The sequence below is a fragment of the Bacillus sp. AR8-1 genome (assembly GCF_008042345.1).
In the GTDB taxonomy this organism is placed as follows: Bacteria; Bacillota; Bacilli; order Bacillales; family Bacillaceae_G; genus Bacillus_A; species Bacillus_A cereus.
Map to the genome: position 1 here is coordinate 1 of NZ_QNUB01000015.1, position 21,366 is coordinate 21,366.

Consider the following 21,366-nt stretch of genomic DNA (forward strand, 5'->3'; position numbering starts at 1 on the left):
GCGTTTCCGCATCAGCGACGGTTATTAATATATCATGGTGAAAAATGAAATGCAACACCTTTTATAAACTTTTTTTAAAACTGCCCACATTTCTTTTTTAATATCATATACTTAAACGAAATATCTCTTTCATGTATGAGTAATTCCTACATATATTTTATATAAAGTTACTCTATCAAAAAACGTTTCTTTCTATACTAAGCGTTTTATTCATATACCATATCATACAAGGAGGAATATATATGGACTATACCGATTTATTAATCAAACTAGGTCTCTCGGCTATTTTAGGGTTTGCCATTGGTTTAGAACGCGAATTAAAACGGAAACCACTTGGTTTAAAAACGTGTTTAGTTATTTCTATTATTAGTTGCCTCCTAACGATTGTTTCTATTAAAGCAGCTTATAACTTACCACATACCGATCATATGAATATGGATCCACTTCGACTTGCCGCTCAAATTGTATCAGGAATTGGTTTTTTAGGTGCTGGCGTAATTTTAAGAAGAGGCAACGATAGCATTGCAGGGCTCACGACTGCCGCTATGATCTGGGGTGCTTCTGGTATTGGTATTGCCGTTGGAGCTGGTTTCTATATCGAGGCGATTTTCGGAATGTGTTTCCTTATGATTAGTGTCGAACTTATACCACTCGCGATGAAATATGTAGGCCCTAGGTCATTTCGTCAACGTGATATCGCTGTGAAACTTGTTGTACGAAATATGGACAATATCCCAATTGTAATTGAAGAAATAAAGGAAATGGATATAAAAGTTAAGAATATGAAGCTTAAAACATTAGAAAACGGTTCTCACTATTTACATCTTAAACTGTCCATTGATCAAAAAAGACCTACTGCTGATGTTTACTATGCTCTTCAACATCTTGAAAGTGTCCAACAAACTGAAGTGGAAAGTATGTAGCATAAAACAAACTCTCTTTAATTAGAGAGTTTTTCTTTTTTCTATAATGGTAACAATGAATGTAGTCCTGCAAAACAAGGAGGAATTTACTATTGAAATCCCGTCCGAATTTAGTAGATACATTTCGTGATTCCATTATTTTTCGTTTAATTTGTTTTATTATTGTATTCACTGCTTTTTCTGGTTTTCTTATACATAGATTAGAACCCTCTCATTTCACTACATGGTTTGACGGAATTTGGTGGTCAATCGTTACCATTTTTACAGTTGGATATGGAGACTTTGCTCCTCATACAACGATAGGAAAACTAATAGGTATAAGTATTATTTTATTAGGAACTGGCTTTTGTTCTTATTATATGGTTCTATTCGCTACTGAGATGATCAGTAAACAATATATGAAAATTAAAGGTGAAGAAGCCGCTACCTCTAACGGTCATATGATTATCGTTGGCTGGAATGAGCGTGCAAAACATGTTGTAAAGCAAATGCATGTATTACAACCAAACCTTGATATCGTTTTAATTGATGAAACACTTTCTTTACTCCCAAAACCATTTCATCATTTAGAATTTATAAAAGGTTGTCCGCACCACGATCAAACTTTATTAAAAGCTAATATTAAAACGGCACACACCATATTAATAACAGCGGATAAAGAAAAGAACGAAAGCTTAGCAGATACACAATCCATTTTAAATATTTTAACTGCAAAAGGACTCAATCCAAACATTCACTGCATCGCAGAACTACTTACTACTGAACAAATTCAAAATGCAACGAGAGCTGGCGCGTCAGAAATTATAGAAGGAAATAAATTAACGAGTTATGTATTTACCGCTTCTCTTTTATTCCCTTCTATTTCAGGTGTACTATTCTCACTTTACGATGAAATCTCTGATAATAAATTACAACTGATGGAGCTTTCTCCGTCCTGCACCGGACAAACCTTTGCAAATTGTAGCTATACCCTTTTAAAACAAAACATTCTCTTACTAGGTATAAAGCGCGACGATCAATATATGATTAACCCAGTCCATACCTTCATTCTTATCGAAAGCGACGTACTCATTGTTATTCACCATTAAGAAAATGTTTTTCTAGTTCCCGCATGAGCACTTTTCCAATATTGATATATTTTCTTTTCACTTCTGCATCTGGATCTTTCGGTTCAGCAAATTGATCCATCCCACTCGTTCCCGCGGTTAAAGTATTCACATTATCATCTAGTTCGTCTTGATATACGTGCGAAAGAATATACGGCGTTTCAAGACGGACTACTACACCAGGTACATCTAGTTCACCATCTACTGCTGTAAACGGCACTCGTAAAAATTGATACCCATCTTCTTCATCGATTTTGTAATCGAAGCATCCTTTATCATAATCCCAATTACCACCAATACTATATCCAAGTGGTTTCATAACCTCTTCTAATTTATATAACGCATATGTACGTCCTTCTAAATTTGATTGAATCGGAATCAAGCCCATCCCTCCAAGACTTTTCCTTTAGCATACCCACTCTAGTTTGAATATACTGATGGACTTTTCGATAAAATAATAAAAAGCGACCGGAATCCGGTCGCTTTTTATTATTTTAAACGCTCTTCTAATTCTGCTTTTAATTCTTCAAATCCTGGTTTACCAAGTAAAGCAAACATGTTTTTCTTGTATGCTTCTACGCCAGGTTGGTCAAATGGATTTACGCCTAATAAGTAGCCGCTCATCGCACATGCTTTTTCGAAGAAGTATACAAGGTAACCGAATGTGTACTCATTTAATTCAGGAATATTTACGATTAAATTTGGTACTCCCCCGTCGCTATGTGCAAGTAATGTACCTTCGTATGCTTTTGTGTTTACGAAGTCTACAGTTTCACCAGCAAGGTAGTTTAATCCGTCTAAATCGTTGTCTTCTAATTCGATTGTTAGTTCATGTGTAGATTTACCTACTTTAAGAACTGTTTCAAATAAGTCACGACGACCTTCTTGAACGTATTGACCTAATGAGTGTAAGTCAGTTGAGAAGTTTGCTGAAGATGGGAAAATACCTTTTTGATCTTTTCCTTCACTTTCACCAAATAACTGTTTCCACCACTCAGCGAAGTATTGAAGTGCTGGCTCATAGTTAACAAGCATTTCAATTGTTTTTCCTTTATTGTATAAAGCGTTACGAACTACTGCGTATTGGTAAGCTGGGTTTTCTTCTAGTTCTGATGTTCCGAAGTCATCATGACCAGCAGCTGCACCTTTCATCATCTCTTCAATATTTAAGCCACTTACTGCGATTGGTAATAAACCAACTGGCGTTAATACAGAGAAACGTCCTCCAACATCATCTGGAATAACGAATGTTTCGTAACCTTCGTTATCAGCTAATGTTTTTAATGCACCACGTGCTTTATCTGTAGTTGCATAAATACGTTTGCGAGCTTCTTCTTTTCCATACTTCTCTTCTAATAACTTACGGAAAATACGGAATGCTAGTGCTGGCTCTGTTGTTGTACCTGATTTGGAAATAACGTTAATAGAGAAGTCTTTACCTTCTAATACGTCCATTAAATCTTTCATGTAAGTGGAGCTAATGTTTTGTCCAACAAATAGCACTTGTGGAGTTTTACGTTGTTCTTTAGATAGCGTGTTGTAGAAAGAATGGCTTAACATTTCGATTGCTGCGCGTGCTCCTAGGTAAGAACCACCAATACCTACAACAAGTAAAATGTCAGAGTCGTTTTTAATTTTTTCTGCGCATTTTTGAATGCGAGCGAATTCTTCTTTGTCATATTGAAGCGGAAGGTCTACCCACCCAAGGAAATCGTTCCCAGCTCCAGTTTTTTCGTGGATTGCGTGATGTGTTACTTTCACTGCATCACGTAAATAAGTGATTTCATGTTCACCGATGAAGGATAACGCTTTAGAATAGTCGAACGTTACATGTGTACTCATCTTTTTCCCTCCAATTATGGATATGTATTTCTGTATTCACTTTAGCGAAACTGAAGTTGTAAATCAAGCGATTCAACCATTGTAAACGTAACCAATATATATTTTTTAGAAAAAGTTCATTTTTTGCATAAAAATTCGCATTTTTCGGTATAGATGTATATACATCCTCTTTCGAACATTTTTTATGTATAAAAACAACATAACTACCCCATTCTATAAAAGAGTTAATTAACTCATCGCTTGCTCATGCTTCACAATTAAGGGGGGCTTTTTCATGAGTACTTTGCAACGTATCGCATTAGTCTTTACTGTAATTGGCGCTGTGAACTGGGGACTAATCGGATTTTTCCAGTTTGACTTAGTAGCAGCCATTTTCGGCGGACAAAATTCAGCTCTTGCACGTATTATTTACGGCATCGTTGGTATATCTGGGCTTATCAACCTTGGTTTACTGTTTAAACCATCTGAAAATCTTGGTACGCACCCAGAAACAAACGAAATTCGATAATCAGTATGTCCTTTCACCTCCGACATACGAATATGATTGCATGCAATCATATTTGCAAATATATATCATAAGATAAAGTAAAAGAGGAACGCTCATATGCGTTCCTCTTTTACTTTGTTAACTCGGACTCTTCAATCCATTCTGCCAACTTTTCTCGCAGCGTATTAAACCCGTTTTCAGATGGGTTCGGTATAAGAATCCTTCCTTGTTTTCTTTTCGCCGCTTTTAACGATAAACTCATTTTTCTGTGCTCTTCATCAATTGAAAGTACCTTTACTTCTACTGTATCGCCGACTTTTAAAAAGTCATGAATATCCTTTACATATCCATTTGTAATTTCAGATATATGCACAAGTCCTTGTGTTTCTGCATCTAACGCTACAAATGCACCGTAATCTTGAATTCCAGTCACTTTCCCTGTTACAACCACTCCTGTTGTATATTGTTCTGACATATGAAACACTCCCATACGTTTACCATTCTCTCTACAATTATAGAGAGCAAAGCAGATATATTTATTTTAAATATCCGATTGGTTAGTACGCATTCTAGATAATTATATCTAGAATGCGTATACCTTATATTAGTAAATTATACCACTATGACAGAACTCATTCAAAATTCATGAAAAATTTCCCTTAAAGAAGTATAATTCTCCAATATTGGGATAGACTACTAACACATGGCTTTCTAGTATTCCCCCCCTTTTATGGACAAAACGTATTACGTTTTGTCCTTTTTTTATTTTCTACAAATCGTTCCATTCTCTTCATCGCTTCCATAAGTTGTTCAAGCGACGTCGCATATGAACAACGAATAAATCCTTCACCACTTTCGCCAAATACGCTACCAGGGACAACGGCCACTTTTTCTTCCAACAATAACTGTTCTGCAAATTCCGCTGAAGATAATCCGGTTGAAGATATAGAAGGAAAAACATAAAATGCTCCGCCCGGCACATGACACGTTAAGCCCATTTCATTGAAAGATGTCGTCATGAAGTTACGACGCTTCTTATAGCTATCTCTCATTCGAATTACTTCATCGTTCCCTGCGCGTAACGCCTCAAGTGCTGCAAACTGAGACATCGTCGGTGCACACATCATTGAATACTGATGGATTTTGAGCATTAATTCTGAAAATTGAACAGGAGCTACAATCATACCGAGGCGCCATCCTGTCATCGCAAATCCTTTTGAAAATCCTGAAATTAAAATCGTATGCTCACGCATATTTTTAATACTCGCGAAACTTGTATATACTTCGTCGTATACAAGTTCTGCATAAATTTCATCAGATAATACGATTAAATTGTACTTCTCAACAATCACTGCTATTTCATCAAGCTCGGATTTATTTAGCATTGCACCTGTCGGGTTATTTGGTGAACAAAGCAAAATTGCCTTTGTTTTCGCTGTAATAGCTGCTTCAATTTGTTCTGGTTGTACTTTAAACTCGTTTTCTAACGTAGTCGCCACAGGAACCGGAACTCCTCCAGCTAATGTCACAAGTGGTGCATAAGAAACGAAGCTCGGTTCAATAATGAGCACTTCATCATCAGGATTTATAATGGCGCGCATCGCTACATCTAACGCCTGGCTCGCTCCAACTGTAACAATGATTTCATCACTTGGATCATAAGATACTGCAAAGTGTTTTTTTAGATACTTTGCTATTTCTTGACGGAGCTCCAATAATCCTGCATTTGCTGTATATGACGTATACCCTTGTTCCAAAGAACGAATACATGCTTGCCTTACATTCCAAGGTGTAACAAAATCCGGCTCTCCTACCCCGAGGGAAATAACACCTTTCATATTTGCTGCTAAATCAAAAAATTTTCGAATACCCGATGGTTTTAAAGATTCTGCTGATCTAGATAGTTCAAATTGCTTCATGGTGTCACCACAATTCGCTTATCATCATCGTCTTTTTCATAAATAACGCCCTCATGTTTATACTTCTTCAAAATGAAATGAGTAGTTGTAGAAACAACAGATTCAATTGTTGCTAATTTCTCAGAAACAAACATCGCTACTTCTCCCATCGTTTTCCCTTCTAATGTAATAGAAAGATCATATGTCCCTGACATTAAATAAACGGATTTCACTTCTGAATAACGATAAATTTGTTCAGCAACCGCATCAAACCCAACGCCATGCTTTGGCGTAACTTTCACATCGATCATTGCCGTTAAACCTGTATGTTCTTTCACCTTCGTCCAATCAATATGTGTTACATAATCCACAATAATCTTTTCATTTTCTAACCTCGCAACCATCTTCTTTACTTCTTCTACCTCTATATTTAACAGCTTCGCTAATGTATCTACAGATAATCGACTACTCTTTTCAAGACAAGCTAATAATTCTAATTCTTTTTCTGTCACCATATAAATCATCCTTCCTTTTCGTTTGTGTTTAAATTATACAAATACCCTTTCCAGTTTGAAAAGAAGATTTTTCTATTGAATTATGTCAAAATAAAGTGAAACTTTAATCAGCGGAAAAATGCGTGATAAAGCGAAAGGGGATGGAACCGTGAAACCAAAAGTTTATATTGCTGAACCAGTTCCAACATTTGTAGAAAACTATTTATCAGAACACTGTGATTATGAAAAATGGGATCAAAATGAGAAAGTACCTCGTGATGTTCTATTAGAGAAAATACAAGATAAAGATGGGTTATTAAATTTCGGATCTGCTATTAATGAAGAATTACTGACAGTGGCTCCTAACTTAAAAGTAGTGAGCAACATTTCTGTCGGTTACGATAATTTTGATTTACAAGCGATGAAAAACCGAAATGTTATCGGAACGAATACACCATATGTATTAGATGATACAGTAGCTGATCTCGTTTTCGCCCTTATGCTATCAGCTGGGCGCCGCGTTTGCGAACTCGATTCTTACGTGAAAAATGGTGAATGGAACGCTGAAATCGGAAAAGAACACTTCGGACTCGATGTACACCATAGCACAATTGGTATTATCGGTATGGGCCGAATTGGAGAAGCCGTTGCAAAACGAGCAAAATTCGGATTTGATATGAATGTTCTTTACTATAACCGCCGTCGTAAAGAAGAAGCTGAGCAAAAATTCGATGCTACATATTGTGATTTACAGACGCTACTGAAGCAGTCTGACTTTATTGTTCTTCTTACTCCATTAACAGATGAAACATATCACCTTATCGGAGAAAAGGAATTTTCATTAATGAAAGAAACAGCAATCTTCATTAATGCTTCTCGCGGGAAAACAGTAGATGAAGAAGCGTTAATCCATGCTTTAACAGAAAAGAAAATCTTTGCAGCAGGTATTGATACATTTACACAAGAGCCGATTCAAAAAGATAATTCACTCTTATCATTACAAAATGTTGTGACTTTACCACACATCGGATCTGCAACATTAAAAACTAGGCAGCAAATGGCTATGACCGCCGCTGAAAATTTAGTTGCAGGATTACAAGGAAAAACACCGCCTAATATTGTTCGCGGGTAATACTGAATAAACGAAAGGCAAGATGACATCGTCATCTTGCCTTTTTTTGTTAACATATTTTCTCCTTCCTTGGAGATGATATGAACAAAAATCAATGGAGTGACAAAAAATGAATCACGAATATACTTGTCCTTATTTCACTTTTTCCACTCGCGGCACTACTATTCATTACGAATTGTATGAACACGATAACAAAACAGAACGTCCTACTTTCGTACTCGTTCACGGCTTTTTATCTTCCTCATTCAGTTACCGTCGTCTCATTCCCTTACTATCGAAAGCAGGAACAGTGATTGCTCTTGATTTACCACCGTTCGGAAAAAGTGATAAGTCTCATCTGTTTAAGTATTCTTATCACAATTTAGCAACGATTATTATTGATTTAATTGAACATTTATCTCTCTCAAACATTGTATTAGTTGGGCACTCTATGGGTGGGCAAATTTCTCTCTATGTAAACCGTATACGTCCTGAACTCATTTCAAAAACGATTTTACTATGCAGCTCTAGCTATTTAGCACGCGCAACCTTACCTTTACTATACTCTTCTTATTTACCGTTCTTTCATTTATACGTAAAGAACTGGATTATTAGACGCGGTATTGTTCATAACTTAATGAATGTCGTTCATGATCACTCATTAATTGACGATGAAATGAAAAAAGGTTACTCCGCTCCTTTTTATGACGACCGTATATTTCCCGCTTTAACTCGCATGATACGAGACCGTGAAGGTGACTTATCTTCAACTGAATTACAAAAAATCGAAACACCTACACTACTCATTTGGGGTGAAAAAGACCGCGTCGTCCCTGTACATGTAGGTCATCGTCTACACAAAGATTTACCGAATTCAAAATTTATTTCTTACGAAAATACAGGACATTTACTACCTGAAGAAAAGCCTGAACATGTTTATGAAGAAATTATCGCTTTTTCTGCGCAATAAAGTGAAACTTTAATTAGCCCCCACCTAACTTCTTTGCTTCTGCTGAATTTTGAGGTGGGGGTCTTACTGCCCGGCAAATAGCGGGATAATATAAAAAAGGCCGTCGGAAATTCCGACAGCCTATAATGAACAGCTTCCGTCTTCTTTTATTACAAGTAATTCCACAGCTAATTTCTCACATTTTTCAAGCGCAGGTACTTCCTCAAAAGACATAAAGTATATATGTTGAATCTTCTTTGCGATGTATTTTGGATCATCAAACACACTTATGACGTTCACAACATCGCTCGCTTCTGTTTCATAAAACTCCGGTCCCATTTGAAACGGATCCCAATTCTTCACAACCTCTATCATCTTTTCATATGTACCCATTCGCTTCCCGCCTTTTCACTTTTTAATACTTTTCTTTATCCTATCACATCAGCTATTCTATAAGAAGAGAGAGAACTTTCATAACTTATTGGTTTTACAGAAGAAGGGGGCAAACGTATGCAACTATTTCATAAAGCAATCAATCGACGTGGAACGCATAGTATAAAATGGGATACATATAAAAACGAAGAACTTATCCATGCTTGGATTGCTGATATGGATTTTGAAGTACCAACACAAATTCAAACTGCTTTAAAGAAACGTATTGAGCATCCTATTTTCGGCTATACACTTCCTCCCGAAAATATTGGAGATATTATTTGTAACTGGACAAAAAAACAATATAACTGGGACATTCAAAAAGAATGGATTGTTTTTAGCGCGGGGATCGTTCCAGCTCTTAGTACGAGCATACAGGCTTTCACAAAAGAAAACGAATCCGTTCTCGTACAACCACCTATTTATCCTCCATTTTTCGAAATGGTCACAACAAACAACAGGCAGTTATGCGTGAGTCCATTACAGAAACAAAATGATACATATGTGATAGACTTCGAGCATTTAGAAAAGCAGTTTCAGCAAGGTGTCAAACTCATGCTTCTTTGTAGCCCTCATAACCCAATCGGACGCGTTTGGACGAAAGAGGAACTTGTGCAGCTCGGATCGTTATGTACTAAATATGACGTTATCGTTGTCGCGGATGAAATTCATTCCGATATCATTTATGCAGAACATACACATACGCCGTTCGCTTCCTTATCTGAAGAATTAGCAGAGCGCACTATCACTTGTATGGCTCCAAGTAAAACATTTAATATCGCTGGATTACAAGCTTCGATTATTATCATTCCAAACGAAAAACTCCGTCACGCCTTTACAGCTATCCAATATAGACAAGGCTTCCACGGGTTAAATATCTTTGCCTACACAGCGATGCAAAGTGCCTATACAGAATGTAATGATTGGTTAAACGAAATTCGATTATATATAGAAGATAATGCTCAATTTGCTTGTGAATATATTAAAACTCACATACCTGCTCTTTCCGTAACAAAGCCAGAAGGTAGCTTTTTATTATGGATTGATTGTTCTCGTCTAAAGCTTTCTCAAAACGAGCGTACTGCATTACTTGAGGAAAAAGGAAAACTCATCGTTGAACCTGGTGAGAAATATGGGTTAGGTGGCGAAGAACATATTCGAATTAACATCGGCTGTCCACGATCTGTTTTAGAAGAAATTTTGAACAGACTGCGTCATACATTTTCATAATAATAGAGGAGTCTGTCCCCTAATCATTCTTGGACAGACTCCTTTGTCCTATTTTATCGGTAAGTCGATATATTTCAATAATCGCTGATATATTTCAAGTTACGGTCGATATATTCTAATAATCGCCGATATAATTTGAGTTACATTCGATATATTCCAATAATCGCTGATATATTTTCACTTATACTACACAAAAAAAGCTACCAGCACGGTAGCTTTTACTTTTTCTTCATATCCGCTGCTTTTTTTACAATTACACCACAAGCAATTCGATCGCCTGATTTACCTGTCGGTTGTGTCATACCATCATCAGGGTTTTCTGTAATAATAATAGACGCTCCATCTTTTCTATGAATCGTCGTTTTTCCTTCTTCAAGTGTGATGTGAGGTGCATCGATTTCCGCTTTAATCTTCCCAGAACCATCTGCAACTACGTTCGGTAAATCACCGTTTTCTGCACCCTTCGGATTAAGAAGACCATGTTTTTTATCATCAGGATTAAAATGATTCCCGGATGATTCAAAACGAGGTGCCTTACACTCTCCGATTTCATGTACATGTAGTCCGTGTGGTCCTGGCGTGAAACCTTCTCCTTTAATCGTAATTTTCACGCCACTTGTTTGCTGCACTACTTTCGCAGTCCCTACTTCATCTCCTGAAGCATTATGTAATTTCACTTCAATTTCTTTCGGCTTTCCTTGGTCACAACCTGCCATCAGAAATAATAAACAACAACTGAAAAAAAGCCGTTTCTTCATTCCATTCCCTCCAAAATATATTCTGCCCTTAGATTGTCCGAGCATAGAGGGAAACATACAAAAATGCGTTACTGTTTCTTTTCAGCTAATAGTTTTTCTTCAACTTTCTGTAATCGCTCCGCTTCGCGTTTTGATACACGAATGAACATACGCCACGTAGCAACGGCACCAATTATAAATAGCACGCAAACAATCCCTGGAATAATATATTCTGTTTTATCTTCCGGAAAATATAAAGGCATCATATAGAACACTCCTTATTATAGGATTTGTAAAACATCAGAATTTTCTGTTATATAACTTTAAATTATAGTGGAACCTATCCATATTCTCAAGGGGGCGTTCCGAAAGTGAATGATTTCTTTGACTCCTTCTCCTACTTTCCTTACTATAAACTTGAGGTGAAAAATATGAGAGAAACATTTGAAATTGGTGAAATCGTTACTGGTATTTATAAAACTGGCAAATACATCGGCGAAGTTACAAATAGCCGCCCTGGCAGTTACGTCGTAAAAGTATTAGCTGTTTTAAAACATCCGGTGCAAGGTGACTTACATAACGTAAAACAAGCTGACGTACCATTTTTCCATGAAAGACGCGCTTTAGCTTTCCGTGAACAGACGAACATTCCAGAGCAAATGGTGAAAAAATATGAAGGAGAAATTCCGGATTATACCGAGTCACTAAAATTAGCATTAGAAACCCAAATGAATTCATTTTCTGAAGATGATTCACCTTTTGCAGAGCGTAGTCTAGAAACATTAGAACAGTTAAAGAAAGACTACAAACTTTAAAAAACAAAACGACCAAATTACATAATGTGCAATTTGGTCGTTACTGTGTGCTCACTTTCTTTAACACTTTTGAAAAATCAACGAGTTCTCCTAATGTTGGAGGTGCTGGTTTTACTAAATACTCTTTATCTTTTTCTACTAGTTTAAAAATATTGTACGTCGTCATCGCATCATCAAGCGCACAATGATGCTTCCCTGTCCCTACTTTTCCGTACGCCTCAATTGCTTTCCATAATCCTGTTTGATTTCTTTCTCCAAAAAACTTCTTATACTCAAGCGATAAATCACGACACTGTCCGAAGAATGGAAAAGCTATCCCTGCCATTTCACAATTATGCTTCAGCACTTTCATATCCATATTTCCCCACGTTACAATTGTCGGTTTACATTTCGTTTCGTATTCCGCAAGCTTCTTAACGAGTTCAGGAAATGAAATCCCTTTATCCACGACTTCTTGTTTTATTCCTAAAAACTTCTTACATCGATCCGTTAAAGAGGGAAATGTTTTCGGCCTGACATGTGATGAATACGTATCTTCCACCTTACAGCCAGCAACTGAAACGAGTCCTACCTCAATAATTTCCGGAAAAAATCCTTTCGGTTTCTTTCTATGCTGGGGCATCGTAAACTCAAAGTCTAAAAATAAAAATCGTTGTTCATCCATACGATCCCTTCCTTATCATTTTTATCATTCCTTTCTATTTGACACTCCTACACGAACAAGCTCGAATGCTAATTCCATTTTAAATATTCAGATTGGATGTATCTTATATATATGTCAAATGCCCACAAATATTTTAAAAAATAAGAAAAAATGACCTATGCAGAAAATATGACAAAATCCCTCCTTTCATTTACATCCGCAGTTTTTCTACTTTATAATGACGTTATGTGTGTTTCATCTAGTTAATATTTGACACACTAAGAAAAATGAATGAAAGGAGATGAGATTTTTGCACGAAACAACGCAAGAACTCGCTAACTGGCAGTATTATTTTGCTATCGCAGTCTTTTTAATTACATATGCCATTATTATTTCTGAAAAAATTAATCGCGCTGTCATCGCACTTCTTGGTGCAGCATTCATGGTAATTGTGGGGGTCGTCGATTTACATAATGCCTTTACGAAACATATTGAATGGGGAACGATTACGCTACTCATCGGTATGATGATTTTGGTGAACATTACGAGTAAATCAGGTGTTTTCCAATACGTTGCCATTAAAGCAGCAAAAGGGGCACAAGGAAATCCAATTAAAATTTTAATTTCCCTTTCCCTACTTACCGCGCTTGGCTCCGCATTTTTAGATAACGTTACAACTGTACTTCTTGTTGTTCCAGTTACTTTATCTATTACGCGCATACTGCAAGTAAATCCTGTTCCATATTTACTTTCTGAAATTATTTTTTCAAACATTGGGGGAACGGCAACATTAATTGGTGATCCACCTAACATTATGATTGGTTCTGCCAATAAGCATTTAGACTTCAATGCTTTCCTATTGAATCTAGCACCAATCGTAATTATTATTATTGGAGTTACAGCAACAATACTTTACTTCATGTACCGTAAACAATTAATTGCCGATCCTGTACAAGTTAAAAAATTAATGAGCTTAGATGAAAAACAATACATTAAAGATCCAGTATTAATGAAAAAATCTTTAACGGTGCTTGGACTTACGATTGTAGGTTTCATGACTCATTCTATTTTCCATATTGATGCGGCTATCATTGCCTTAACTGGTGCTACTGTACTTATGTTAATTGGTGTGAAAGAGCATGAAATTGAAGAAGTATTTGCAAGCGTAGAGTGGGTAACAATCTTCTTCTTCGCAGGGCTATTCGTACTTGTTGGAGGACTTATCGATATCGGTCTTATCAAAATGTTAGCTCAAAAAGTAATTGGTATAACAGGCGGAGATATTTCTTACGCATCCATCCTTATTTTATGGGTATCTGGTATCGCCTCTGCAACAATTGATAACATCCCATTCGTCGCAACAATGATTCCACTTATTAACGATATGGCAGTTGGGCTAGGCTTATCACCATCTGACGCACAAATCGATGTATTATGGTGGGCATTAGCACTAGGTGCTTGTCTCGGTGGAAACGGAACATTAATCGGAGCTTCTGCTAACGTAATCGTTGCAGGTATTGCGAGCCGCGAAGGACATAAATTTAGTTACATGGAATTCCTAAAAGTCGGTTTCCCAATTATGATCGTTTCATTAATCATTTCTCACATTTATATTTATTTACGCTACCTTATGTAGTAAAAAGAGCGCTCTGATAATCAGGGCGCTTTTTTACTTATATCTAAAATATATCGACTTATCAACAAAAACGAAAAATCTACTCTTTATATCTCACCGGTTCATTTCGAATAATAAATAAATGAATCGGTAAGAACACCGAAAATGTGATTACATGAATAATCGTAAATAATATAGAGTTCGTTCCATATCTGTCTAAAATAGCGTAGATAAGATAAATAGACAATACAATCGATACAGCTGTTGCTAGTAAACTTATAATTGGTACGAAATTAAAAATGAAACATGCAACATATATACCGAACACTTTCCACCCTGCTTCTTCTTTCAAAAAATCTGGTAATTTATCTTTCGCTAAGTCACCCCACGTCTTACTATTCAAAAACGGAATAAACGCAAGCACCCCGTCCGTTGCACCATCATTTTTCGCCATCGAATAAAGTGCAAAAGCCGTTAACAAATATGAAATAATTGCCCAAATCAATATAACAAGAATAAACGCAAAACTAAGAGCAAAGAAACCTGCTAGTACGCCTTGATCCTCCATCTTATCCTCTCCTCTCTACTTTCAACATATTTCATTACATTGCAAGTTATGTTTTAAAATTTATCCAAACTCTTTGTATAATAAGAGAAGATAGAGAATAAGAGAGGAGAAACACTTATGCATCCATTTGTAAAAGCATTACAAGAGCATTTCACAGCTCATAAAAATCCTGAAAAAGCAGAACCTATGGCTCGTTATATGAAAAATCACTTCCCATTTCTAGGTATTCAAACACCGGAAAGACGCCAATTATTAAAAGACATCATTCAAATACATACTCTCCCAGATAAAAAAGACTTCCAAATTATCGTACGTGAGCTTTGGGACTTACCAGAACGTGAATTCCAAGCGGCCGCACTTGATATTATGCAAAAATATAAAAAACATATAAACGAAACTCATATCCCCTTCTTAGAAGAACTTATTGTCACAAAATCTTGGTGGGACTCTGTCGATAGCATCGTCCCTACATTCTTAGGTACTATCTTTTTAAAACACCCAGAATTGATTTCTGCTTATATTCCAAAATGGATTGCATCAGATAACATATGGTTACAACGCGCCGCTATTTTATTCCAACTGAAATATAAACAAAAGATGGATGAAGAACTTCTTTTCTGGATTATTGGACAACTACATTCTTCAAAAGAATTTTTCATTCAAAAAGCGATTGGCTGGGTCCTTCGTGAATATGCAAAAACAAATCCGGATGTAGTTTGGGAATACGTGCAAAACAACGAGCTCGCTCCATTAAGTAAGCGTGAAGCAATTAAGCATATTAAAGAAAATTACGGAATAAATAATGAAAAAATAGGCGAGACTCTATCATAGATAGACGCGTTCCTCTATTGAGATTTAAAAAAGAACGTGTTAGAATATGTTCATTATTACTAATATAAGTAGCGATGACGGACTTATAAGTACTTGCATAAAAAGCGATTCAGGGATAGTGAAAGCCTGAAGCCGCAAGGAAACGGCAGTCCCGAGCAATACATGATAAAGTGGATGCACCTTTTGTGTATCAACTAGGGTGGAACCGCGGGCAAACGCTCGTCCCTAGGCAAATAAGCCTTGGGATGAGCGTTTTTTTATGTTCTTTTTAGCTATACTGCTCGTTTCCAAAGTATCAGAGTATGTCATCGCCAATACGTTAACTTTCAAAAGGAGGATTTTCTTATGTATTCAATGGAACAAGTTGTAAACTTAGCGAAACATCGCGGTTTTGTTTTCCCTGGTTCTGAAATTTACGGTGGTCTTGCAAACACTTGGGATTACGGTCCACTTGGAATCGAATTAAAAAATAATGTTAAAAAAGCTTGGTGGAAAAAATTCATTCAAGAATCTCCATACAACGTTGGTTTAGACGCAGCTATTTTAATGAACCCTAAAACTTGGATCGCTTCTGGTCACGTTGGTAACTTCAACGATCCAATGATCGACTGTAAAAAATGTAAAGCTCGTCACCGTGCTGACAAATTAATTGAGGATGCTTTAGATGCAAAAGGCATCGAAATGGTTGTTGATGGTCTTACTTTCGACCAAATGGCTGACTTAATGAAAGAACATGAAGTAAAATGTCCTGATTGCGGTAGTGAAGAATTCACTGAAATCCGTCAGTTCAACTTAATGTTCAAAACATTCCAAGGTGTTACAGAGTCTAGCACAAACGAAATCTTCCTTCGTCCTGAAACAGCACAAGGTATTTTCGTAAACTTCAAAAACGTTCAACGCTCTATGCGTAAAAAGCTTCCATTTGGTATTGGCCAAATCGGTAAGAGTTTCCGTAACGAAATCACACCTGGTAACTTCACATTCCGTACACGTGAATTCGAACAAATGGAACTTGAATTCTTCTGTAAGCCTGGTGAAGATTTAGAGTGGTTCGCATTCTGGCGTGAAACTTGTAAAAACTGGTTACTTTCACTTGGTATGACTGAAGAGAGCATGCGTCTTCGTGACCACGGTGAAGAAGAGTTATCTCACTATAGTAATGCAACAACTGACATTGAATTCAAATTCCCATTCGGTTGGGGCGAACTTTGGGGCGTTGCATCTCGTACAGACTTCGACTTAAAACGTCACATGGAACACTCAAACGAAGACTTTAACTATATCGATCCACAAACGAATGAGCGTTACGTACCATACTGCATCGAGCCATCTTTAGGCGCAGACCGTGTAACATTAGCATTCTTATGTGATGCATATGAAGAAGAGCAATTAGAAAACGATTCTCGTACAGTTCTTCGTTTCCACCCTGCTTTAGCACCATACAAAGCAGCTATCTTACCATTATCTAAAAAGCTATCTGAAGGTGCTACTGAAGTATTCGCAGAATTAGCTAAAGACTTCATGGTAGACTTTGATGAAACTGGTTCTATCGGTAAACGTTACCGTCGTCAAGACGAAATCGGTACACCATTCTGTATCACATACGACTTCGACTCAGTTGAAGACAAAGCTGTTACAGTACGTGACCGTGATACAATGGAACAAGTTCGTATGCCAATTAGCGAACTAAAAGGTTTCTTAGAGAAGAAAATCCAGTTCTAATTATAAGAAAAAGAGGCTGCTCATAAGAGCGCCTCTTTTTTACTTTTCACGTTTTTCTTTAATTGCTACTGTACATCTTGATATACATAGTAAATCATCATTTTCATCAATAATACGAACATCCCAAACCATTGTCGATTGTCCTCTATGTATCGGTGTTCCGATCGCTGTTACAATTCCATCTTTCTTTGAGCGAATGTGGTTTGCATTAATTTCTAATCCGAAACAAATACATTTTTCTTGATCAATTAAATTGTATGAACCAACACTTGCCACTGTTTCTGCTAATGCAACCGATGCACCGCCATGTAAAAATCCAAATGGCTGATGCGTACGCTCATCAACAGGCATCGTAGCAACCACCTTATCTTCTGTCATCTCTAACAACTCAATTCCAAGTGAATCCATTAAAGTTTTTGCCATATCGCTTCCTCCTTCTCTTGCTTTAATTAAATGTATAATTTTACCTATTTATTTTCAAACTACTTATAACACTTATATAAGGAGGCTTCACCTAAATGAAACAGAAATTTTGTATATTACTGCTTATGTTCTCCTTGCTGACTATTGTACCAAATTGTGCAATAACAGCCAAAGCATCTAACCTGACAATCGATGTTAAGACTGTAACGCAAAAAGGTAAGAAACCTTATATAGAATATCAAATAAATAGGCCTTCTTTTCACAACTTTTCTGACTCTACATTTCAAAATAAGCTCAATTTATACTACAAAAAATCCACTGACAAATTTAAAAACAAATTAGAAAAAGAAGCAAAAAAATACTATAAAGAGACAGAAGGATCTAGTACACCATTTCATCCGTACGTAGCAAATGTTGATTATAAAGTCTCTTTAAACAAACCACCTTTTCTTAGCCTATATGTGAATTACTATCAATATACTGGCGGAGCACACGGTCTTTATACGTGGAAGGCAAATACATTTGATTTAAAAGAAAAAAAGCTACTGCACTTAGACGATTTATTTCAACAAAAAGATAAATATAAAGATGTAATCCGTGCAGAGATTGTAAGACAAATTAAACAAAATGAAAGTATTTATTTTCCTGATGCAACTGAAAAGGTAATAAGTATGAAAAAGTTTCACTTCTTTTTAGAGCCAGACAATCTCGTCATTTATTTCCCTTTATATGAGATTGCTCCGTATTCAAGTGGAATTCCGCAATTTCGTATTCCATATACGTTGTTAAGAGACTATTTAAAGCCTTCTTATCAAAATATTTTGATTGACAACAAGTAAATATTTTAGCTACGATAATGTTAACCTAAAAACAACAGGAGGTTAACATTATGAGAAGATTACATGTTTTAGATTTAGCATTAGCTGCCATGTTCGTTGCTCTTATGGCCATCGGTGCAAATATTGTATCTTGGGCACCATTCCTTCAAGTAGCAGGTATCCCATTATCTATGCAACCATTTTTCGCAATTTTAGCAGGTCTTCTTCTTGGAAGTAGACTTGGTGCTTTATCCATGACTGTTTATATGCTCGTTGGCGTAGCCGGCGCACCAATTTTCGCTAACTTCAAGGCTGGATTTGGAGCACTTTTAGATCCTACTGGTGGTTTTATTATCGCATTTATTATCGTTGCTTACGTATCGGGGAAACTAGTAGAACAAAAAGAAAGACCAACATTCATTACATTTGCGATTGCCTCTTTCACAGGAATTATTTTAACTTATATAATCGGTACTACTTACATGTACGGGGCAGTCAATCTCTTTATGGGCGGTAATATGAGCTATAAAGCTGCTTGGATGATTATGATGTGGTTTGCAGTAAAAGATATTGTATTTACAATTATCGGTGCTATTATCGCCCCTCGCATATACTATGCTGTGCGTCGTTCTGCTTATCAGCATTCTCATTCGACGATTTCATAATAAAAAAAATGAGTTATTTCAGTATACTGAAATAACTCATTTTTTATTTTCGACAATATACGACACATATTAAAAATAAATTTTGTTATGATAGTCCAGAAAATCTTATATTTTGTACATTTAATTAAAACAATGTTCTGGAGGAAAGTCAGTGAAACTATCAAAAAACACACTTATTAAAATAGGTGTAGGCGTACTATCTTTACTTTTCATGCTATGTATATACAGAAGTTATACATTATATGGAAACGGCGAGTTAGGAATGAACTATATGCTTGGAAACGGTATAGCATTCTTCTTGCTATTTCTTACTATAATTAGTTTATGCGCGGCTGTAATCTTTATTATCATCGGATTAATTAAGAAAATACGAAAAGTAGCAGCAAAAAAAGTTTTTATAACATCTATAATACTATTTCTTACATCAGTTATATCAATCCTTATTTTCCTTTTCACTATATCAAAAGTAACGAATATAGAGGAAGAATATCAGGCTATTCAAGTTCAAAAGAAAAAAGAAGCTGATTACTTAAAGGCTGCAGCATCTTTTTATAACACCATAGAAACTTTCGAATACTCTGCATCATATGTATTGTCCGAGTATTCAACTACATGGTCAAACGCAATAAATAACCGAAGTGATTTCAATACTGCTCTTAGATCTAAGAAAAAAGAAATTGATCATATGGTTGTAGCTGTAGATGTATTTTATAACGGCATGGGAAGAGATTTAAGGTTGGTCTCTGAGGCTGCAAAAGAACAGCCAAGTAAGTACAAAGAAACCTATGAAGAATATAAAAAAATGTATGGTATTGTGACTGCACTTAATGAACAATCTCAATCTCCAAGCGGTAGTTTAATTACATTTAATCAAAATGTTAATACATTAATTCAAGAATACAAAAAATCTGCCGGAAATATTAATATCGCTATTTCTAATGAAATTAAATCAAAAGCTAATGAATTGAAGCCGACCGATAAAAACTTAAGTTCTAATTAAAGACACTCTCTCTAGAGTGTCTTTTTTTCATAAAAAGTCCCCTTTAGATTGCACAGTAAATTACATATCTCTACTGTACATCCAAAAGGGACTTTACCTATAAATTAAGACTCTTGATTCACTTGTTCTTCTAAAATTTTCTTCATCATTACAACCATGTCATCACGTAATTCTGGGTGTTGCAGGGCCATTTCAATTGTCGTTTGAACGAATCCTAGCTTTTCACCTACGTCGTAGCGCTTTCCTTCGAAATCGTAAGCAAATACACGTTGGATTTCATTTAAGCTTTGGATTGCATCTGTTAATTGAATTTCACCACCAGCACCGACATGTTGCTGTTCTAAGAACATAAAGATTTCAGGCGTTAAAATGTAACGGCCCATAATTGCTAAGTTTGAAGGAGCTGTACCTTGTGCTGGTTTCTCAACGAAATTGCGAACTTGGTAACGACGACCTTCTTGTTCTAATGGATCGATAATTCCATAGCGATGTGTTTCCGACTCTGGAACAGTTTGTACACCAATAACAGAAGAAAGTGTTTTTTCATACTCATCCATTAATTGACGTAAACACGGTTTCTCAGCTTGGACAATATCATCACCTAGTAACACTGCAAATGGCTCATCACCAATGAATTTACGTGCACACCAAACAGCATGTCCTAGTCCCTTCGGCTCTTTTTGACGGATGTAATGAATATCTACCATTTTTGAAGAAGCTTGTACTTTTTCAAGCAACTCATATTTTTTCTTCTCTAATAAGTTTTGTTCTAGTTCAAATGCGTTATCAAAATGATCTTCGATAGAGCGCTTTGTTTTACCAGTAACAATAATAATATCTTCGATTCCCGATTTCACTGCTTCTTCTACAATGTATTGAATCGTTGGTTTATCTACTATCGGTAACATTTCTTTCGGCATTGCTTTCGTTGCTGGTAAAAAACGTGTTCCTAATCCAGCTGCTGGGATTATCGCTTTTCTTACTTTTTTCATCACAAAATACCCTCTCTCCTGTCGGAATCAATAGCAAGCATTTCCTACATAAAACAAAAGGGAGA

At 36.2% G+C, this 21,366-nt stretch carries 25 protein-coding genes; 13 read left to right on the forward strand and 12 right to left on the reverse strand.

Translation table 11 applies throughout. The annotated features are described in order from the left end of the window. Positions 1-242 precede the first annotated feature (242 nt). Positions 243-923: an MgtC/SapB family protein gene (locus DN400_RS09095; RefSeq protein ID WP_000386677.1), complete on the forward strand. Its 681-nt coding sequence runs from the start codon at positions 243-245 to the stop codon at positions 921-923. 92 nt (positions 924-1,015) lie between these two features. Beyond that, positions 1,016-2,011 carry a potassium channel family protein gene (locus DN400_RS09100; RefSeq protein ID WP_000842316.1) on the forward strand — a complete coding sequence of 332 codons (996 nt, stop codon included), beginning with the start codon at positions 1,016-1,018 and terminating at the stop codon, positions 2,009-2,011. Here DN400_RS09100 and DN400_RS09105 read toward each other — a convergent pair. After that, complete coding sequence (locus DN400_RS09105) at positions 1,998-2,411, reverse strand: YugN-like family protein (protein WP_000612347.1); 414 nt, start codon at positions 2,409-2,411, stop codon at positions 1,998-2,000. The genes DN400_RS09100 and DN400_RS09105 overlap by 14 nt on opposite strands. A gap of 107 nt (positions 2,412-2,518) precedes the next feature. Beyond that, positions 2,519-3,871 carry a glucose-6-phosphate isomerase gene (locus tag DN400_RS09110; protein ID WP_000103664.1) on the reverse strand — a complete coding sequence of 451 codons (1,353 nt, stop codon included), beginning with the start codon at positions 3,869-3,871 and terminating at the stop codon, positions 2,519-2,521. Between the two features lie 274 nt (positions 3,872-4,145). Here DN400_RS09110 and DN400_RS09120 point away from each other — a divergent pair, with 274 nt between their 5' ends. Then, the gene (locus tag DN400_RS09120) at positions 4,146-4,379 is read left to right on the forward strand and encodes a DUF378 domain-containing protein (protein WP_000105788.1); all 234 of its coding nucleotides are present in this window, start codon (positions 4,146-4,148) and stop codon (positions 4,377-4,379) included. Between the two features lie 109 nt (positions 4,380-4,488). On the opposite strand, the gene yugI is transcribed toward DN400_RS09120, so the two are convergent. The 3 genes from yugI to DN400_RS09135 form a co-directional block, all read right to left on the reverse strand. Further along, positions 4,489-4,833, reverse strand: coding sequence for a S1 domain-containing post-transcriptional regulator GSP13 (gene yugI, locus DN400_RS09125; protein WP_000003764.1), 345 nt, complete (start codon positions 4,831-4,833; stop codon positions 4,489-4,491). A 253-nt stretch (positions 4,834-5,086) separates the two neighbouring features. Continuing rightward, entirely contained in the window at positions 5,087-6,277 is a 1,191-nt protein-coding gene (locus tag DN400_RS09130; RefSeq protein ID WP_098312986.1) for an aminotransferase, read from the reverse strand. Then, on the reverse strand, positions 6,274-6,771 hold the full coding sequence (locus DN400_RS09135) for an Lrp/AsnC family transcriptional regulator (protein ID WP_000255696.1): 498 nt from the start codon (positions 6,769-6,771) through the stop codon (positions 6,274-6,276). Before DN400_RS09135 ends, DN400_RS09130 begins: the two co-directional genes overlap by 4 nt. A 118-nt stretch (positions 6,772-6,889) precedes the next feature. On the opposite strand from DN400_RS09135, the gene DN400_RS09140 reads away from it, so the two are divergent. Next, positions 6,890-7,882: a 2-hydroxyacid dehydrogenase gene (locus DN400_RS09140; protein WP_086422454.1), complete on the forward strand. Its 993-nt coding sequence runs from the start codon at positions 6,890-6,892 to the stop codon at positions 7,880-7,882. A 109-nt stretch (positions 7,883-7,991) separates the two neighbouring features. Beyond that, on the forward strand, positions 7,992-8,831 hold the full coding sequence (locus DN400_RS09145) for an alpha/beta fold hydrolase (protein WP_001015204.1): 840 nt from the start codon (positions 7,992-7,994) through the stop codon (positions 8,829-8,831). Positions 8,832-8,951: 120 nt separating this feature from the next. Here DN400_RS09145 and DN400_RS09150 read toward each other — a convergent pair whose 3' ends face one another. Continuing rightward, positions 8,952-9,203, reverse strand: coding sequence for a YugE family protein (locus DN400_RS09150; RefSeq protein ID WP_098312985.1), 252 nt, complete (start codon positions 9,201-9,203; stop codon positions 8,952-8,954). Positions 9,204-9,320: 117 nt separating this feature from the next. Here DN400_RS09150 and DN400_RS09155 point away from each other — a divergent pair, with 117 nt between their 5' ends. Beyond that, entirely contained in the window at positions 9,321-10,472 is a 1,152-nt protein-coding gene (locus tag DN400_RS09155; RefSeq protein ID WP_097997642.1) for a MalY/PatB family protein, read from the forward strand. Between the two features lie 218 nt (positions 10,473-10,690). Here the strand turns inward: DN400_RS09155 and sodC are convergent, their stop codons facing one another. Next, positions 10,691-11,230 carry a superoxide dismutase [Cu-Zn] gene (gene sodC / locus DN400_RS09160; RefSeq protein WP_023523265.1) on the reverse strand — a complete coding sequence of 180 codons (540 nt, stop codon included), beginning with the start codon at positions 11,228-11,230 and terminating at the stop codon, positions 10,691-10,693. 68 nt (positions 11,231-11,298) lie between these two features. After that, positions 11,299-11,475, reverse strand: a complete 177-nt coding sequence (locus DN400_RS29365) for a hypothetical protein (RefSeq protein ID WP_000982763.1) — start codon at positions 11,473-11,475, stop codon at positions 11,299-11,301. A gap of 165 nt (positions 11,476-11,640) precedes the next feature. Between DN400_RS29365 and kapB the strand changes: the two genes are divergently transcribed. Next, the gene (gene kapB / locus DN400_RS09165; protein WP_001209343.1) at positions 11,641-12,024 is read left to right on the forward strand and encodes a kinase-associated lipoprotein KapB; all 384 of its coding nucleotides are present in this window, start codon (positions 11,641-11,643) and stop codon (positions 12,022-12,024) included. A 40-nt stretch (positions 12,025-12,064) separates the two neighbouring features. Here kapB and kapD read toward each other — a convergent pair whose 3' ends face one another. Continuing rightward, a complete protein-coding gene (gene kapD / locus DN400_RS09170; protein WP_000344356.1) occupies positions 12,065-12,688 on the reverse strand; it encodes a 3'-5' exonuclease KapD in 624 nt (207 codons plus the stop codon). Between the two features lie 289 nt (positions 12,689-12,977). Between kapD and DN400_RS09175 the strand changes: the two genes are divergently transcribed. After that, entirely contained in the window at positions 12,978-14,303 is a 1,326-nt protein-coding gene (locus DN400_RS09175; RefSeq protein ID WP_000545210.1) for an ArsB/NhaD family transporter, read from the forward strand. 79 nt (positions 14,304-14,382) lie between these two features. Here DN400_RS09175 and DN400_RS09180 read toward each other — a convergent pair whose 3' ends face one another. After that, complete coding sequence (locus tag DN400_RS09180; protein ID WP_000390061.1) at positions 14,383-14,850, reverse strand: hypothetical protein; 468 nt, start codon at positions 14,848-14,850, stop codon at positions 14,383-14,385. Between the two features lie 117 nt (positions 14,851-14,967). Between DN400_RS09180 and DN400_RS09185 the strand changes: the two genes are divergently transcribed. Together DN400_RS09185 and DN400_RS09190 are read left to right on the forward strand one after the other, a co-directional pair. Next, entirely contained in the window at positions 14,968-15,681 is a 714-nt protein-coding gene (locus DN400_RS09185) for a DNA alkylation repair protein (RefSeq protein ID WP_000553298.1), read from the forward strand. A 345-nt stretch (positions 15,682-16,026) separates the two neighbouring features. Next, positions 16,027-17,403: a glycine--tRNA ligase gene (locus DN400_RS09190; RefSeq protein ID WP_000287154.1), complete on the forward strand. Its 1,377-nt coding sequence runs from the start codon at positions 16,027-16,029 to the stop codon at positions 17,401-17,403. 39 nt (positions 17,404-17,442) lie between these two features. Here the strand turns inward: DN400_RS09190 and DN400_RS09195 are convergent, their stop codons facing one another. Then, positions 17,443-17,826 (reverse strand): hotdog fold thioesterase, encoded by a 384-nt coding sequence (locus tag DN400_RS09195; protein WP_001140612.1) that lies wholly within the window; start codon positions 17,824-17,826, stop codon positions 17,443-17,445. A 95-nt stretch (positions 17,827-17,921) separates the two neighbouring features. Between DN400_RS09195 and DN400_RS09200 the strand changes: the two genes are divergently transcribed. From DN400_RS09200 to DN400_RS09210, 3 genes are all read left to right on the forward strand, one after another. Next, positions 17,922-18,665: a DUF3298 and DUF4163 domain-containing protein gene (locus DN400_RS09200; protein WP_097997641.1), complete on the forward strand. Its 744-nt coding sequence runs from the start codon at positions 17,922-17,924 to the stop codon at positions 18,663-18,665. Between the two features lie 50 nt (positions 18,666-18,715). After that, the gene (locus tag DN400_RS09205; protein ID WP_001253381.1) at positions 18,716-19,309 is read left to right on the forward strand and encodes a biotin transporter BioY; all 594 of its coding nucleotides are present in this window, start codon (positions 18,716-18,718) and stop codon (positions 19,307-19,309) included. Between the two features lie 151 nt (positions 19,310-19,460). After that, positions 19,461-20,309 (forward strand): hypothetical protein, encoded by an 849-nt coding sequence (locus tag DN400_RS09210; RefSeq protein WP_048538404.1) that lies wholly within the window; start codon positions 19,461-19,463, stop codon positions 20,307-20,309. Between the two features lie 104 nt (positions 20,310-20,413). On the opposite strand, the gene galU is transcribed toward DN400_RS09210, so the two are convergent. Beyond that, on the reverse strand, positions 20,414-21,301 hold the full coding sequence (gene galU, locus DN400_RS09215; protein ID WP_000757822.1) for a UTP--glucose-1-phosphate uridylyltransferase GalU: 888 nt from the start codon (positions 21,299-21,301) through the stop codon (positions 20,414-20,416). Between the last annotated feature and the right edge of the window lie 65 nt (positions 21,302-21,366).